14 protein-coding genes and 1 pseudogene are annotated in these 15142 nt (G+C 70.8%); 4 read left to right on the top strand and 11 right to left on the bottom strand.

Features of this window, described 5'->3' with window-relative positions; translation table 11 throughout:
* Nucleotides 1-24: 24 nt before the first annotated feature.
* Nucleotides 25-975, top strand: a complete 951-nt coding sequence (locus IE198_RS02825; protein WP_229833701.1) for a nucleotidyl transferase AbiEii/AbiGii toxin family protein — start codon at nucleotides 25-27, stop codon at nucleotides 973-975.
* On the opposite strand, the gene IE198_RS02830 is transcribed toward IE198_RS02825, so the two are convergent.
* The 8 genes from IE198_RS02830 to IE198_RS02865 form a co-directional block, all read right to left on the bottom strand.
* On the bottom strand, nucleotides 938-2470 hold the full coding sequence (locus IE198_RS02830) for an NCS1 family nucleobase:cation symporter-1 (RefSeq protein WP_189882206.1): 1533 nt from the start codon (nucleotides 2468-2470) through the stop codon (nucleotides 938-940). The genes IE198_RS02825 and IE198_RS02830 overlap by 38 nt on opposite strands.
* A gap of 26 nt (nucleotides 2471-2496) precedes the next feature.
* A complete protein-coding gene (locus IE198_RS02835; RefSeq protein WP_189882208.1) occupies nucleotides 2497-3498 on the bottom strand; it encodes a TIGR03842 family LLM class F420-dependent oxidoreductase in 1002 nt (333 codons plus the stop codon).
* Between the two features lie 12 nt (nucleotides 3499-3510).
* Complete coding sequence (gene hydA / locus IE198_RS02840) at nucleotides 3511-4917, bottom strand: dihydropyrimidinase (RefSeq protein ID WP_189882210.1); 1407 nt, start codon at nucleotides 4915-4917, stop codon at nucleotides 3511-3513.
* Nucleotides 4918-4935: 18 nt separating this feature from the next.
* Nucleotides 4936-6216 (bottom strand): aspartate aminotransferase family protein, encoded by a 1281-nt coding sequence (locus IE198_RS02845; RefSeq protein ID WP_189882212.1) that lies wholly within the window; start codon nucleotides 6214-6216, stop codon nucleotides 4936-4938.
* On the bottom strand, nucleotides 6213-7055 hold the full coding sequence (locus tag IE198_RS02850) for a nitrilase-related carbon-nitrogen hydrolase (RefSeq protein WP_189882214.1): 843 nt from the start codon (nucleotides 7053-7055) through the stop codon (nucleotides 6213-6215). Before IE198_RS02850 ends, IE198_RS02845 begins: the two co-directional genes overlap by 4 nt.
* Before the next feature lie 158 nt (nucleotides 7056-7213).
* Nucleotides 7214-8647, bottom strand: coding sequence for a hypothetical protein (locus IE198_RS02855; RefSeq protein WP_189882216.1), 1434 nt, complete (start codon nucleotides 8645-8647; stop codon nucleotides 7214-7216).
* A gap of 94 nt (nucleotides 8648-8741) precedes the next feature.
* Complete coding sequence (locus tag IE198_RS02860) at nucleotides 8742-9122, bottom strand: PPOX class F420-dependent oxidoreductase (protein ID WP_189882218.1); 381 nt, start codon at nucleotides 9120-9122, stop codon at nucleotides 8742-8744.
* Complete coding sequence (locus IE198_RS02865; RefSeq protein ID WP_189882220.1) at nucleotides 9119-9379, bottom strand: helix-turn-helix domain-containing protein; 261 nt, start codon at nucleotides 9377-9379, stop codon at nucleotides 9119-9121. The genes IE198_RS02860 and IE198_RS02865 overlap by 4 nt, the downstream gene beginning before the upstream one ends.
* A 69-nt stretch (nucleotides 9380-9448) precedes the next feature.
* Between IE198_RS02865 and map the strand changes: the two genes are divergently transcribed.
* The gene (gene map / locus IE198_RS02870; protein ID WP_189882222.1) at nucleotides 9449-10216 is read left to right on the top strand and encodes a type I methionyl aminopeptidase; all 768 of its coding nucleotides are present in this window, start codon (nucleotides 9449-9451) and stop codon (nucleotides 10214-10216) included.
* On the opposite strand, the gene IE198_RS02875 is transcribed toward map, so the two are convergent.
* Together IE198_RS02875 and ggt are read right to left on the bottom strand one after the other, a co-directional pair.
* Entirely contained in the window at nucleotides 10203-10952 is a 750-nt protein-coding gene (locus tag IE198_RS02875; protein WP_189882224.1) for a glycoside hydrolase family 75 protein, read from the bottom strand. The genes map and IE198_RS02875 overlap by 14 nt on opposite strands.
* A 101-nt stretch (nucleotides 10953-11053) precedes the next feature.
* Nucleotides 11054-12862 carry a gamma-glutamyltransferase gene (gene ggt / locus IE198_RS02880; protein WP_189882226.1) on the bottom strand — a complete coding sequence of 603 codons (1809 nt, stop codon included), beginning with the start codon at nucleotides 12860-12862 and terminating at the stop codon, nucleotides 11054-11056.
* 116 nt (nucleotides 12863-12978) lie between these two features.
* On the opposite strand from ggt, the gene IE198_RS02885 reads away from it, so the two are divergent.
* Both IE198_RS02885 and IE198_RS02890 read left to right on the top strand, forming a co-directional pair.
* A complete protein-coding gene (locus tag IE198_RS02885; protein ID WP_189882228.1) occupies nucleotides 12979-13722 on the top strand; it encodes a hypothetical protein in 744 nt (247 codons plus the stop codon).
* Between the two features lie 15 nt (nucleotides 13723-13737).
* Nucleotides 13738-14149: pseudogene (locus IE198_RS02890) on the top strand (CocE/NonD family hydrolase C-terminal non-catalytic domain-containing protein); the annotation flags it as partial.
* 112 nt (nucleotides 14150-14261) lie between these two features.
* Here IE198_RS02890 and IE198_RS02895 read toward each other — a convergent pair.
* Nucleotides 14262-15005 (bottom strand): amino acid ABC transporter ATP-binding protein, encoded by a 744-nt coding sequence (locus tag IE198_RS02895; protein ID WP_189882230.1) that lies wholly within the window; start codon nucleotides 15003-15005, stop codon nucleotides 14262-14264.
* Nucleotides 15006-15142: the final 137 nt, after the last annotated feature.

Genomic DNA, 15142 nt, shown 5'->3' on the forward strand with positions numbered 1-15142 from the left:
CAGACGCCGCGAGGGGAGGTGACCGTGCAGCAGGCCCGTCGGGCAGCACTGGACCATGTGCTGCGGCTGATCGCCGACGCGCCCTGGAGCAGCGGTCTGGTCCTGCGTGGCTCGATGACGCTGACGGCATGGCTGGGGGCGGCGGCCCGCGAGCCGGGCGACCTGGACTTCGTCGTACTGGAGCCGGGCGAGTCCTCGACGGTGGACCGGCTCGCCCCGTTCCCGTACGTCGACCTTCTCCGAGACGTCCAGCAATGGCCGGAGGCGGCGGACGGCGCTGCGGAGCCCGAACTATGGCTTCCCGAGGGTGAGTTCGGCACATACGGCACCCGGCCGCGGCTGCCCCCCGAGGGGCTCCGCTGGATGGACGCCGACGACTTCGAGTGCGAGTCGCCGTCCACAGGGCTGTACGAGACGGTGGCGGCCGACCCGCATGCGGGCGGCGGGGTCGTCCTCGACGCCGGGGGCATCCGCGAGGTCGGCACCTGGATGTACCGGGTCTACGAGACTCCCGGTGTCCGCCTCACGGTGCCGTACCGGACGGCCGACGGCGAGGCCGGCGAGATCCAGCTGGACTTCGCGAGCGACGAGACCCTGCCCGAGGCACCCGTATGGACGGCCGTCCCGCGCGGCGACGGCGGGCCGCCGACCGTCTGGGCGACCGCGAGCGCGGGTCTCTCGCTCGCCTGGAAACTGTTGTGGCTGTGCAGCGACGGCGTCGCCCGGGGCAAGGACCTGTACGACGCCGTGCTGCTGGCGGAATCGCCCCGCACACGGCTCGGGCCGCGGCTGCTGCGGACCGTGCTGGGCGAACACACGGCGGATTTCGGGCCGCTGCTCCTGCGGTCCCTGCTCGTGGACCGGGACGCCTTCCGTGCGGCGTACCCGGCCGTCGAGGGCGACGCCGAGCACTGGTGCGAGCGCCTGGCCACGGCCCTCACTCCGCTGTGCGCGGCCCTTCGCCGATCCGCATGAGCGCCACGTACAGCACCAGCGACGCGGCGAGGCCCACCGCCCAGCCGTAGTCGGCAAGGGGCTCGAGGAAGGGGATCAGTCCGTCCTCGGGGAACGGGCCTTTGCCCGGAGCCGAGTGGGAGCCGCCCACCGCGAGCACCCCGCCGACCAGGAAGGCTGCGACGGCGCGCAGGTTCCAGCCGGAGGTGTACCAGTAGGCGCCGCCGGGTGTGTAGAGGGCCGGCAGGTCGAGGACGGTACGGCGCAGGAGCCAGTAGTCGGCGATGAGGATGCCGGCGACGGTGCCGAGCAGCCCGCCGACCAGGCCGAGCCAGGTGAAGATGTACAGCTCCGGGGTCTCGGTCAGCTTCCACGGCATGATCAGCACCCCGACGACTCCGGTGATCAGCGCGCCGGTACGGAAGTTGATGAAACTGGGCGCCAGGTTCGCCAGGTCGTACGCGGGTGAGACGACGTTCGCCGCGATGTTCACCGAGATCGTCGCGATCAGCACCGTCACCAGCGCGAAGAGCAGCCCGAAGACGTTGTCGGTCTTGGCGGCGAGTGCGACCGGGTCCCACACTGCGGCGCCGTACACGGTCTGCGAGCCGGAGGTCACGAACACGGACAGCAGGGCGAACAGGGTCATCGTGGTGGGCAGGCCGAGGGACTGGCCCCAGATCTGGGCGCGTTGGCCGGCACCGAAGCGGGTGAAGTCGGGGATGTTCAGCGAGAGGGTGGCCCAGAAGGCGATCATCCCCATCAGGGACGGGAAGAAGACCGGCCAGAAGTCGGCATCCCAGCCGAGCTGCGACGGCTGGTCGAGCAGCGGTCCGGGACCGCCCGCCTTCGCGGTGATCCACACCAGCAGCACCAGCGCGCCGACGATGACGAACGGCGCGGCCCAGTTCTCGAACCGGCGCAGTGTCTCCATCCCACGGTAAATGATGGCGAGTTCGAGTACCCAGAAGAGGACGAAACAGACCCACAGCGTCCATGGCTGCCCGCCGATCTTCGCCGCCTCCGCCCAGCCGCCGAAGATCTTGCCGAGCAGGACGAAGATGCCCTGGCCGCCGATCCATGTCTGGATGCCGAACCAGGCGCAGGCCACCCCCGCCCGGATCATCGCCGGCAGGTTGGCGCCGCGCAGACCGAACGAGGCGCGGGCGAGGACCGGGAAGGGGATGCCGTACTTGGGGCCCGCGTGGCCGGTGAGCAGCATCGGCAGCAGCACGATGACGTTGGCGAGGGCGATGGTGAGCACGGCCTGTTTCCAGTCCATGCCGAGCGCGACGAGACCGGAGGCGAGCAGCCAGGAAGGGATGTTGTGGGCCATGCCGACCCACAGGGCGGCGAAGTTGTACGTGGTCCAGCGGCGGTGGGCGACGGGCACGGGCAGCAGGTCGTCGTTGACGAACCGGTTGCCGGTGAGGTCGGTGCCGGGCGGGAGTTCGACGCGTCCCGCCGGGTCGGAGAGGGGTCCTTGCGAGGGTACGGGCGGGACGGTCGCGGTCATGGGCTTGACCCTTCGGCAGGGACCGGTCAGCTGTCGAGTGCCGGGATGATCTCCGCGCCGTACGCGTCGATCGTCGTTTCCTTCGCGTCGTGCATGTTGTAGACGGCGAACTGGTCGACGCCCAGGTCGCGCAGTGCCCGGAGCTTTTCGATGTGCGCCTGGGGCGGCCCGAGCAGACAGAACCGGTCGACGATCTCGTCGGGGACGAAGTCCGTGGACGGGTTCCCGGCGCGGCCGTGGTGGCTGTAGTCGTAGCCGTGCCGCTCCTTGATGTACGCGGTCAACGCCTCCGGGACCATGCCGGAGTGTTCGCCGTAGCGGGAGACCAAGTCCGCGACATGGTTGCCGACCATCCCGCCGAACCAGCGGCACTGTTCGCGGGCGTGGTCCAGGTCGTCGCCCACGTACGCGGGTGCGGCGACGCAGATGGTGACCGACGCCGGGTCGCGTCCCGCCTCCGCGGCCGCGTCACGAACGGCCTTGACCATCCACTCCGTCAGATACAGGTCGGCGAGCTGGAGGATGAACCCGTCGGCCTTCTGCCCGGCGAGGGCGAGCGCCTTCGGCCCGTATGCGGCCATCCACACCGGCAGTCGGCCCTCCTTGATCCAGGGGATCCGGACCGGGTTGCCGTCGACGAGCGCCTCGCGACCCTCGGCGAGGTCACGGATGACGTCGATGGCCTCGCCCAGCCTGGCAAGGGTGTTCGGCTTGCGGCCCGCGACGCGCATTGCGGAGTCGCCGCGGCCGATGCCGCAGACGGTCCGGTTGCCGTACATGTCGTTGAGGGTCGCGAAGGTGGAGGCGGTGACCTCCCAGGTCCTGGTTCCCGGGTTGGTGACCATCGAGCCGACGTGCAGCTTGGTGGTGTGTTCGAGGATGCGGCTGTAGATGACGAAGGGTTCCTGCCAGAGCACGGCGGAGTCGAACGTCCAGCCGTAGCGGAAGCCGTTGCGTTCCGCGCGCCGCATCAGTCCGACGACCGCGGATGCGGGCGGATCGGTCTGCAGGACGAGTCCGAAGTCCACGGCGGGGCCTTTCTAGTGGTCGAGGTACTGGCAGGTGGAGCGGGGGGTGTAGACGCCGTGGCCGGCGCGCCCGGTGAAGGTCCGCTGGTCGATGACCACTTCGCCGCGTGACAGGACGGTCTCCACCCGTCCGGTGATACGCCGGCCCTCGTAGGCCGAGTAGTCCACGTTCATGTGGTGGGTCCGGACGGAGAGGGTCTGCTCGGCGTGCGGGTCGTAGATGACGACGTCGGCGTCCGCGCCGGGGGCGATGGTGCCCTTCTTCGGGTAGAGGCCGAACATCCTGGCCGGGGTGGCGCAGGCGATCTCGATCCAGCGGCGGCGGGTGATGTGGCCGTCGACGACGGCCTGGTGGAGGAGGTCCATGCGGTTCTCCACGCCGGGCAGCCCGTTGGGGATCTTCGAGAAGTCGCCACGGCCGAGCTCCTTCTGGCCGGTGAAGCAGAACGGGCAGTGGTCGGTGGAGACGACCTGGAGATCGTTGGAGCGCAACCCGCGCCACAGCGCGGCCTGGTGCTCGCGCGGCCGCAGGGGGGTGGAGCACACGTACTTCGCGCCCTCGAAGTCGGGCTCTGCGAGGTTGTCGGTGGACAGGAAGAGATACTGCGGGCAGGTCTCGCCGAAGACGGGCAGCCCCTTGTCCCGGGCCACCGCCAGTTCCGCCACGGCCTCCTCGGCGGACACGTGCACGACGTACAACGGGGCGCCGGCGACGCGGGCCAGCTGGATGGCCCGGTGGGTGGCCTCGGCCTCGAGCAGCACCTTGCGGACCTCGCCGTGGTACCGGGGGTCGGTCTCCCCGCGGGCGAGCGCCTGCTCGACGAGCACGTCGATGGCGATGCCGTTCTCCGCGTGCATCATGATCAGGCCGCCGTTGACCGCGGAGCGCTGCATGGCCCGCAGGATCTGCCCGTCGTCGCTGTAGAAGACGCCCGGGTAGGCCATGAAGAGTTTGAAGGAGGTGATGCCCTCCTCCACCAGCAGGTCCATCTCCTTCAGCGACTGCTCGTTGACGTCGGAGAGGATCATGTGGAAGCCGTAGTCGATGGCGCAGTTGCCGTCGGCCTTGGCGTACCAGGCGTCCAGGCCTTCCCGCAGTGCCCGCCCCACCGTCTGGACGGCGAAGTCGACGATGGTGGTGGTGCCGCCCCAGGCGGCGGCCCGGGTGCCGGTCTCGAAGCTGTCGGAGGCGAAGGTCCCGCCGAACGGCAGCTCCATGTGGGTGTGGGCGTCGACGCCGCCCGGGATGACGTACCTGTTGGTGGCGTCGATCGCGCGGGCCGCCGTCCAGCCCTGCGAGACGGGCGAGTTGTGGGCTGCGAGTGCGGCGATCCGGCCGTCCTCGACGAGTACGTCGGCGTGCATCTCGTCGGCGGCCGTGACGACAAGACCGCCGCGGATCAGTGTGCGGTTGCTCATGGTCTCCTCTCGTGTGGACTAGAGGCTGCGCAGGGCCCGTTCGAGGACGGAAGCGCCTTCTTCCGCCTCGGCGACGGTCAGCGAGAGCGGTGGAGCGACACGCAGGACGCTGGTGCTGTGACCACCGCCCTTGCCGATCAGCAGCCCGCCCTCCCGGGCGGCCTCCAGGACGGCCGCGGCCGCCTGCGGGTCTGCCTCGTCGGTGCCGGGCCTCACCAGCTCGATACCGATCATCAGTCCCCTGCCCCGTACCTCGCGCACGGCCGGCACGCTCGCGGCGATGCCGCGCAGCCGCTCGAGCAGGAGACCGCCGACCCGGCGGGCATTGCCCTGGAGGTCGTGCTCCAGCAGGTACGAGAGGTTGGCGACGCCGGCGGCCATGGTGATCGGGCTGCCGCCGAAGGTGGAGATGGAGTTGGCGTCGAGGCAGTTCATGATCTCGGCGCGGGCGACGACGCCGCCGACGGACATGCCGTTGCCGATGCCCTTGGCGAAGGTGAGGATGTCCGGCGGGCCGTTTCGCGCGTGGGCCTGCCAGCCCCAGAAGTGCTCGCCGGTGCGGCCCCAGCCGGTCTGCACCTCGTCGGAGATCCACAGGATGCCGTGCCGGTCGAGGACCTCGCGGAACGCCGCGTACAGCCCGTCGGGCGGCGAGGTGAAACCGCCGACGCCCTGCACCGGTTCGGCGATCAGCGCGGCCACGTCGTGGGTGTGGCCGAGGAGGTCCTCGAGATCGGCGACGCACGCCTCGATGAACTGTGCGTCCGACAGCTGGGCGAAGGGGCCGCGGGTGCGGACGCCGCCATGGACGTACAGCGTCTGGAGGGGCGAGAGGCTGGTCGGCGACCAGGCGTGGTTGCCGGTGATCGACACCGCGGAGAACGACCGGCCGTGGTAGCTGTTGCGCATGGCCAGGATCTGGTTCGAGCGGCGGTGGCCGGTGGCGAGCAGCAGGGCGGTGTCGTTGGCCTCGGTCCCGGACGTGGTGAAGAAGACCCGGGCGTCGGGGATGCCGGACAGTGCGGCGATCCGCTCCGCGAGCTCCACCATGGGGCGGTTGAGGTAGAGGGTGGAGGAGTGGATGATCCTCCCGGCCTGTTCGCTGACCGCCTTGGTGACCTCGGGCAGAGCGTGCGCGGTCATGGTGGTGAGGATGCCGCCGAAGAAGTCGAGGTAGCGGTTGCCGTCCGCGTCCCAGACGTGGCGTCCCTCGCCGTGCGTGATCTCGATCGGCTGCTTGTAGTAGAGCGCCACCCAGTCGGGGATGACGGCCCGGTGCCGCTCGTACAGGTCGGTCACGGCTGCACCAGCCCCTCGTACGCGTCGGGGCGGCGGTCGCGGTAGAACGCCCACTGCTGCCGTACGGTCTCGATCAGGTCGAAGTCGAGGTCCCGGACGACCAGTTCCTCTTCCTTGTCGGAGGCGACGTCGCCGACGAACTGACCGCGTGGGTCGACGAAGTAGCTGGTGCCGTAGAAGTCGTTGTCGCCGTACTCCTCGATGCCGACGCGGTTGATGGCGGCGACGAAGTACTCGTTGGCGACGGCGGCGGCCGGCTGCTCCAGCTGCCAGAGGTGGGACGAAAGGCCGCGGTGTGTGGCGGACGGATTGTAGACCAACTGGGCACCCTGGAGACCGAGTTGGCGCCACCCCTCCGGGAAGTGACGGTCGTAGCAGATGTAGACGCCGACCTTGCCGACGGCCGTGTCGAAGACGGGCCAACCGGCGTTGCCCGGCCTGAAGTAGTACTTCTCCCAGAAACCCTTGACCTGGGGGATGTGGTGCTTGCGGTACTTTCCCAGGTAGCTGCCGTCGGCGTCGATCACGGCCGCGGTGTTGTAGTAGAAGCCCGCACCCTCGGCCTCGAAGACCGGGACCACGATCACCATGCCGGTCTCCCGGGCGAGGTCCTGCATCCGCCGGACCGTCGGGCCGTCCGGGACGGGCTCCGCCCAGCGGTAGTGCTCGGGCTCCTGGACCTGGCAGAAGTAGGGAGCGTTGAACACCTCCTGGAAGCCGATGACCTTGGCACCCTGCCGGGCCGCTTCGCGGGCGTGCTCCTCATGTTTGGCGATCATGGAATCGGTGTCGCCGGTCCAGGTGGCCTGGACGAGCGCGGCGCGTACGACGGTGGCCATGAGCTGCTCCTTCGACGGGACGCCAGAGAGCCTCTACGCACGTAGACGCAATACGTAGGAGGAGAACGTAAGCCTCGTCACAGACTGGGGCAAGACCATCGTCGTGAACCCGCTGAGTCGATCTTGTTTCGCACCCGAGCGGTCGACAGCGGACAGCTTCAGCTGTGGATGTGTCCGGCTACGCGCAGGGCGTGGACGATGTCGCGCTCCCTTGCCGGTGCCCCGCTCCGGGCGGCGTCGAGCAACAGCGGCACCAGGCGGGCGGGGTCGCCCGCGGCGACGGCGGCGACGTCTGCAGGGGTGTGGACCGATACGAACGCGGTGAGCAGGGTGCGGGCGCGGTGCGGCATTCCCTCGTCCTGGAGGGCGATTACGGCGTCCGCGATCTCGTCGGCCGAGCGGAAGACCCCCTGGCGCAGGAGCTGCCGTCCGTCGTCGCCCCGGCCGGCGGCGATGAGCGCGTCGGCGGCGGCCGCGAGCCGTGAGACCGGCTGGGACGCCACCTCCCAGAGCAGGGTGGCCCAGTCGGCCGCGAGTCCCAGACGGTGCAGTTCGTCGGCGAGCGCGGGCAGCCAGGGGGCGGGGCTGGCGGCGGCCTCACAGATCAGGGCGTGCGCCTCGCCGCCGCGGCCGTGGGCGCGGAGCCGGGCGAGAGCCGCGACCGTCTCCCTGGCGGCGCGGTCGGCGCCGTCGTCCGGCGCCGGGTCCGCCGCCTCGGGCACGGGGTCCGCCACGGAGGCGCCCCCGTAGCGGGCGCCGCGGGGCGTGTCCCCCGAGACGGGCAACAGGGGCACGGCGACGGCGTCGTCCGCCACGTCCTCGACACCGGCGAACCGGGCGCCGCCGCGGGGCCGACGCGGCTTCTTGGGGGTGGGCGGCACGCCGTCCCCTCCTCGGGGGGAAACTCCCCCACCCCACCCCTTCCCGAAACCCCGCGGGGCCTCGGCCGGCTGGACGCCGTGGGCGACGGGCCCACCGGAGACGGGGTGTTGGCCTTGGCCATGGGCGGGGCCGGAGGGCGGGGCCTGATCCCATGTGGGGGCCAGGGGCCGGCCTGGGCCGGTAGACGCAGCCCCGGGCGGCGGCGGAGCGGTGTCTCCGGGCCCGTCGTATGAGGCTACGGCTGCGGCGCGGGACTCCAGTTCCGTCTGGCGGCGTACCGCGCGCGCGTGATCGTCGCGGGCCCAGGCCAGGTCGTATGCGAGGCGGTCCGCGTCCGGGGAGCCGGGCAGGAGCCGCAAGAGCTCTTCTGCCCGGGCCTGTGCGCGCAGCCGCTCGTGGCGCATGAGCTCGGCGCGTTCCGCCAGCATCTCGCGTCCGCCGGGCAGCCGGTCGTACGCCGCGGCGGCCGCGGCATGGAGGCCGGACGCCCGCGTGAACTCCGCCTCCTCCACGGCCGGCAGGTCCCGCAGCAGCGACTCGACGACGTCCCAGGGCGGGATCTCGCTGCCGTCCAGACAGGCCCGCATACCCTCGGGGTCACGCTGCCGGAAGATCGCGTACCAGCCGCCGTGCGGGTCCAGCCGAGCGGCCAGCTCCCCGAAGTACCGAGCGAACGCCCGCACGTCCGCCGGGAGTTGATGCACCGCCATCGAATGCCCTCACTGCCGAGTGGAGCCCTCCGCTCCGGGGGGCGTCCGCAGGCATTCGACCGTAGTGGTGTTACGGGGCTGCTACGGCCGGTTTTCAGAACGTGACCGCGATACCCGTGTGCGGACGTTTGCCGAGGCGCACGAGCGTCGCCGGCCAGTCGACGGCCCAGAACTGCCAGGTGTATTTGCGGCTCAGCAGGCGGCGCACCGCGCGAGTGTCGGCGTCACCGAGCAGCCGGGCGGTGCCCTCCGCGGTGGGAGCGCCCTCGGCGACCTTGCCGCGTGCGTCGCAGACGGTGATGACGACCCTGCTGTCGTTGCGCAGGCGCTTGACCTTCCACGAGTCGGACCGGGTCCAGACGAACAACTCGCCGCCGTCCACGGCGAACCACACGGGCGTGGCCACTGCGGTCCCGTTCTTACGGAAGGTGGTCACACTGACGTATCTGGCGTCGGCGAACCTTTCGGCGCTCATGCCGCCGGCATCGACACCGGCGCGCACCGCGCGACGAGGTCGTCCATGGAGAGGCCGAGCGCCGCGGCCAGCGCGGCCACCGTGAAGAACGCGGGCGTCGGGGCCCGGCCCGTCTCGATCTTGCGGAGCGTCTCGGCGGAGAGTCCGGCGGCCGCGGCCACCTCGACCATGCTGCGGTCCCCGCGCGCCTCGCGGAGCAGTCTGCCGAGCCGTTCGCCGCGTTCGCGCTCTTCTGGGGTGAGAGGTGTGCGCACCATGCCGGTATTCTATGCCGGTATTTCAATACCGGTATTGAAATACCGGTTGGACCGGTATAGTAATTGGGCATGGTGGAGATCAAGACCGATACGTCTATCGAAGCGATGCGCATGGCGGGCCGCGTCGTGGCCGACGCGCTCGCCGCTGCCCGGCAGGCCGCCGCGGTGGGCGCGAGCCTTGGCGAACTCGACCGCGCGGTCCGTATGGTGCTCGACGAAGCGGGCGCCGGTTCCCCGTTCCTCGGCTACCGGCCGGACTGGGCCCCGGTCCCCTTCCCGGCCGTCCTCTGCGTCTCAGTCAACGACGCGGTCGTCCACGGCATCCCCGGCGACCACCGGCTGCGCGACGGCGACCTCGTCAGCATCGACTGCGGCGCCGTCCTGGACGGCTGGGTGGGCGACGCGGCCGTCAGCTTCACGGTGGGGCGGGCGGAGCCCGAGGACGTCCGGCTCATCGGCACGGCCGAGGAGGCGCTGGCCGCCGGCATCGCCGCGGCCGTCGTCGGCAACCGCATCGGCGACATCGCCCACGCCGTCGGCCGGGTGTGCCGCGCGGCGGGATACGGCATTCCCGAGGGCCTGGGCGGCCACGGCGTGGGCCGCAGCATGCACGAGGATCCCGGCGTGCCGAACGAGGGGCGGCGCGGTCGGGGCATGCCGCTGCGGCACGGCATGGTGCTCGCGATCGAGCCGATGGTGATCGCGGGCGGGCGGGACGACACGTACACCGCGCGCGACGGCTGGACGGTCCGTACGGGGGACGGCAGCCGCGCCGCGCATACCGAACACACGGTCGCCATCACGGACGACGGCCCGCGGATCCTCACTGCGTCCTAGCCGCACCGGCCCCGGCGGCGTCGCCGGCCACGAAGCGCCGGGCCAGTTCCTCGCCGAGTTCCACCGCAGCCGCGTGGCTCTCGATGGGTGACACCTTGGAGTCCTTGAAGACGATGTAGGTGACCCCGGAGGAGACGCCGCCCGTCGCCGGGTCCGGATCGATCCCGAGCGCCTGCGCCGCCGCGTAGGACGCCTCGCCGATGATCCCGCTCGGCCCGGTGTCGCCGACCACCCCGTACACCACCTTGCCGTCGTGGATCATCGCGACGACCGAGCCGCCGCGGATGCCGGACGACCGGTAGTCCCAGATCCTGCTCGGGACGGGCACGACGACGAACGGCAGCCTCTCGGCGTTCAGATACTCCCCGTCCGACTCGGTGAAGGCCGTGGCGGGCTGGTACGAGGGGTCGGTGTCGCGGTTGCACCGCTCCGTGGGCCGGCCGTCGCAGTCGATGTCCATGTCCGCCTTCCAGAACACGGCCCCGTTGTGCTCGCAGACCGGAATGTCCGCGGGGCGGCCGCGGTCGGTGGCGTACCTGCCCTTGGAGATCTGGTTGCAGTGCCCCAGCTCGGCGAGCAGCGCGGCCGCGTCGACGCCGGCCTCCGGTGCGGCCCGGTAGCTGCCGGGGGCGGGCGGCGGCGGAACCTTTACGGGCTGCGCGGCCGCGGGCAGCGCCGCCGTGCCCAGGACGACGGAGCCGACGATCAGGGCGAGGGCGATGTTACGAATGCACACGGGGCAGCCTTTCTGTCGACAGACTCCCTACCCGTGCGCGCCCTTGCCGCCCCGCTCGCACCGCCGGACGGGTTACCAGTCCGGCGGTGCGAGCGGGGTCCTCAGGAACGGTGGACCACCATCGCGGATCCGCCGCCGCGCCGCTGCTTCTCGGCCGCGGCGAGCCAGCGGCCGTCGGGCAGTCGCTGGACGCCGGTGGCGGCGCCGATCTCCGGGTTGAGCCGGAACGCGTGGCCGATCGCCTCCAGACGCGTCCGCAAGGGGCTGTTCCACAGGGCCGGTTCCAGTTCGGTCGTCGGCTGGTTGCGCTGGCTGGCCCGCGGCGCCGCGATCGCGTCCACCAGTCGCATTCCCCGGTCCAGATGCCCCGTCAGCGTCTGCAGGACGGTCGTGATGATGGTCGCGCCGCCGGGTGAGCCGAGCGCCAGCAGGGGACGGCCGTGGTGGTCGAGCACGATCGTCGGGGACATCGAGGAGCGCGGCCGCTTGCCGGGACCGGGCAGATTGGGGTCGTGGACCGCGAGGTCGGCCGGCGCGAAGGAGAAGTCGGTCAGCTCGTTGTTGAGCAGGAAACCGCGCCCAGGCACCGTGATGCCGCTGCCGCCCGTCTGCTCGATGGTCAGGGTGTAGGCAACGACGTTTCCCCACTTGTCGGCGGTCGTCAGATGGGTGGTGTTCTCGCCCTCGTACGTCGTCGGCGCCGCGCGCCCCGACGATACGCAGCGCTCGGGCCGGCGCGGGTCGCCGGGCGCCAGGGGGCTGGTGAGGACCGCGTCGTCCTTGATCAGGCACTCGCGCGAGTCGGCGAACCGCTGCGACAGCAGCTCCCACGTCGGCACGTCCTCGAACGCCGGGTCGCCGACCCACCGGCCGCGGTCCGCGAAGGCGATCCGGCTCGCCTCGATGAACCGGTGGAGATACTGCTCCTCGGAGACCTCCGACAGGTCCGTGCGCTCCAGGATGTTGAGCACCTCGCCGACGGTCGTGCCGCCGGAGGAGGACGGCGGCATGCCGTACACGTTCAGACCGCGGTACGAGACCTTCGTCGGCGTGCGCCGGACCGTCTCGTACGCCCGCAGGTCACGCTCCGTCAGCTCACCCGGCCGGACCACGCGGGTGGCGTCCTCGGCGACGGGCGGGCTCTGCACGGTGCGGACGATGTCCCCGGCGAGGTCGCCCTCGTAGAGCACGTCCGTGCCGTTGCGGCCGATCTCCTTGTAGGTGCGGGCGAGGTCGGGGTTCTTGATGACGGAACCGACGACCGGCAGCTGCCCGCCGGGCAGGAACAGCTCCGCGGAGGCCGGGAAGTCCCGGAAGCGCGCCTCGTTGGCCGCGGTCTGCGAGCGGAAGGTGGCATCGACGGTGAAGCCGTGCTTCGCCAGCCGCTCCGCCGGCTTCAGCAACTCCCGAAGCGGGCGACTGCCCCATGCGTCGAGGGCGGCTCCCCAGGTGGCCGGGGTGCCGGGCGTGCCGACGCCCAGACCGCTGGTCACTGCCTCGGCGAACGGGATCGGTTCGCCGTTCTCCAGGAAGAGCGAGGCGTCGGCGGAACGCGGCGCGGTCTCCCGGCCGTCGATGGTGTGTACCGTGCGGGTCCTGGCGTCGTAGTGGACGAAGTAGCCGCCCCCGCCGATGCCTGCGGAGTACGGCTCCGTCACGCCGAGCGCCGCGGCGGTCGCCACGGCCGCGTCCACCGCGTTGCCCCCGCCCCGGAGCACCTCGATGCCGGCCGCCGACGCGTCGGCGTCGACGCTCGCGACCGCGCCGCCGTGGCCGACGGCGACCGGCGTCTTGACGGACGACGCCGGCGGTGAGGCGGTGTGAGGTGCGGGCGGGCCTGCCGCGCCGATCGAGACGACGGCCGCGGCAAGAGCCACGACCGACACATTCCGTGCGGCGGAGCGACGCATGCAATACCTCCAGTCAGCCGTTTCCGGCGCAGCGTAGCTTTCCGGCGGCGCCGCCGACAGGACCGGGGCGGACCGGATTCGAACAGCCTTCCGCGGCACCGCTAACATGCGCGCCCATGACTGACGACGTACGCAACATCGTGCTCGGCGTGGTGGCCGCGGGGATCAGTGCCACGCTCGGCTGGCTTGCCCGCACCTACCTCTGGCGCCGGCGGCTGCGGCGCAAGCAGGCCTTCTTCGGCCTGCCGGGAAACTCCGAATGCATGCTGGTCGTCAACCGGGATTCGAGCCGTGACGGTTCCGTGCACCGGTTCGACGTGTTCGCGCTGCTCGAACTGTCCGCGCTGATCAAGGACTGCGGGGCGCACACCCAGATCATCTGGCACGATGCAGCCCAACAGGGCTTCGGCGAGCGGACGGAGTTCTGCGTGGGCGGCCCGGGGTCGAACAGGCGCTCACTGGCCCATCTTCACAGCATGCTGCCCGGCGTGAAGATCAACATGGACGCCGAACCGGGTCCGGACCAGGCCGCGTTCCAGATCGGTTCGGAGCGGTACCGCATGGAGCCGGGCGCGTCCGAGTACGTGCTGCTGGCGCGGCTGACGACCGACCAGGGAAAGCGTCCCGTCTTCCTGTTCTTCGGGCAGCGCGCCATCACCAACCAGGCGGCCACCCGTTATCTGGCCAGGCACCACGAGCAGCTCGCCCGCAAGCACGGAAGCGGTTCCTTCTGCCTGCTGCTCAAGGTGGTCAACTCTCAGGCCTACGGCCCCGATGTGGTCGAGCTCGTGGCGGATGTGACACGGGCGGCCCAGACGGCGGCACCGGGGGCGCACGCTTCCCACCGCGCGACGAGCTGACCGGGCGCACCTGTGCCGATGGCGTCGATCCCGCTGCTGCCGCGCTCCTTCGCCGCCGTACGGGCGTCGGAGCGGTACGGGACCGAGCAGCAGCTGCGGTACCGCGAAGCCGCACACCACGGTCACGAGCACCAAGGAGAGCGGCACCCTCGTCGCATACCTCTACGACGTGGGCCCGCCCGGCCTCGGCAAGCTGGTCGCAGGCGCGCCGTACACCTTCCACGGCAAGACACCCGGTCAGCCGTTCGCCGTGGACGTGGAGTTGTTCTCCACCGCCTACGACGTACCCGCCGGCCACCGTCTCGCCCTGGTCGTCGACACCGTCGACCCGCTCTACATCGAGCACAACCCGGGCGGCGCGCAGCTGACCTTCTCCTCGCCGGCAGCCGACCCGTCATATCTGTCGGTCCCGCTGCGCCAGGAGTGATCACCGGCTGCTGCCGGCCGGGTCCCCGTGTCTCGCACAGGGAGAGGGTGGTGCTCCATGAACCACTGCACTGTCCCGCTCACGCCCTCGGGGCGCCGGGACCCGCCGGCAGTCAGTGCTTGAGAATCTTGGAGAGGAAGTCCTTGGCGCGGTCCGTCTCCGGGTCGGTGAAGAAGTCGTCGGGGCTGCGGTCCTCGATGATGCGGCCGTCGGCCATGAAGACGACACGGTTGGCGGCGGAGCGGGCGAAGCCCATCTCGTGGGTGACGACGACCATGGTCATTCCCTCGGCCGCGAGTTGCTGCATCACCTCCAGCACCTCGTTGATCATCTCCGGGTCGAGGGCGGAGGTCGGCTCGTCGAAGAGCATGACCTTGGGGTCCATCGCCAGAGCGCGGGCGATGGCCACACGCTGCTGCTGACCGCCGGAGAGCTGGGCGGGGAACTTCGACGCCTGGTCGGCGAGCCCAACCCGGTCGAGCAGTTCACGGGAGCGGCGCTCGGCGTCCCCCTTCTTCAGGCCCCGGACCTTGACGGGCCCCAGGGAGACGTTCGCGAGGACGGTCTTGTGTGCGAAGAGGTTGAAGGACTGGAAGACCATGCCGACGTCGGCGCGGAGTTTCGCCAGGGCCTTGCCCTCCTCCGGGAGGGGCTGCCCGTCGATCGTGATACGGCCGGACTCGACGGTCTCGAGTCTGTTCATGGCCCGGCACAGCGTCGATTTTCCAGAGCCGGAGGGTCCGATGACCACCACCACCTCCCCGCGGCCGACGACGAGATTGATGTCCCGGAGTACGTGTAACTGCCCGAAGTGCTTGTTCACATCACGCAGCTCGATCAACGGATCGACGGCCATACGCTGCCCTGCCCACTTGTCGCTGTGTGTCCCGGTCAGCGCAAACTATCCAGCCCGCCAAAGGGCTTCACACCCGACACGCATAAAGAGGGCATAAGCCGTACTAACGGAATCCGGCTGAGCGGCGGTGGGCGGCG

It is taken from the genome of Streptomyces xantholiticus (assembly GCF_014651015.1).
GTDB lineage: Bacteria > Actinomycetota > Actinomycetes > Streptomycetales > Streptomycetaceae > Streptomyces > Streptomyces xantholiticus.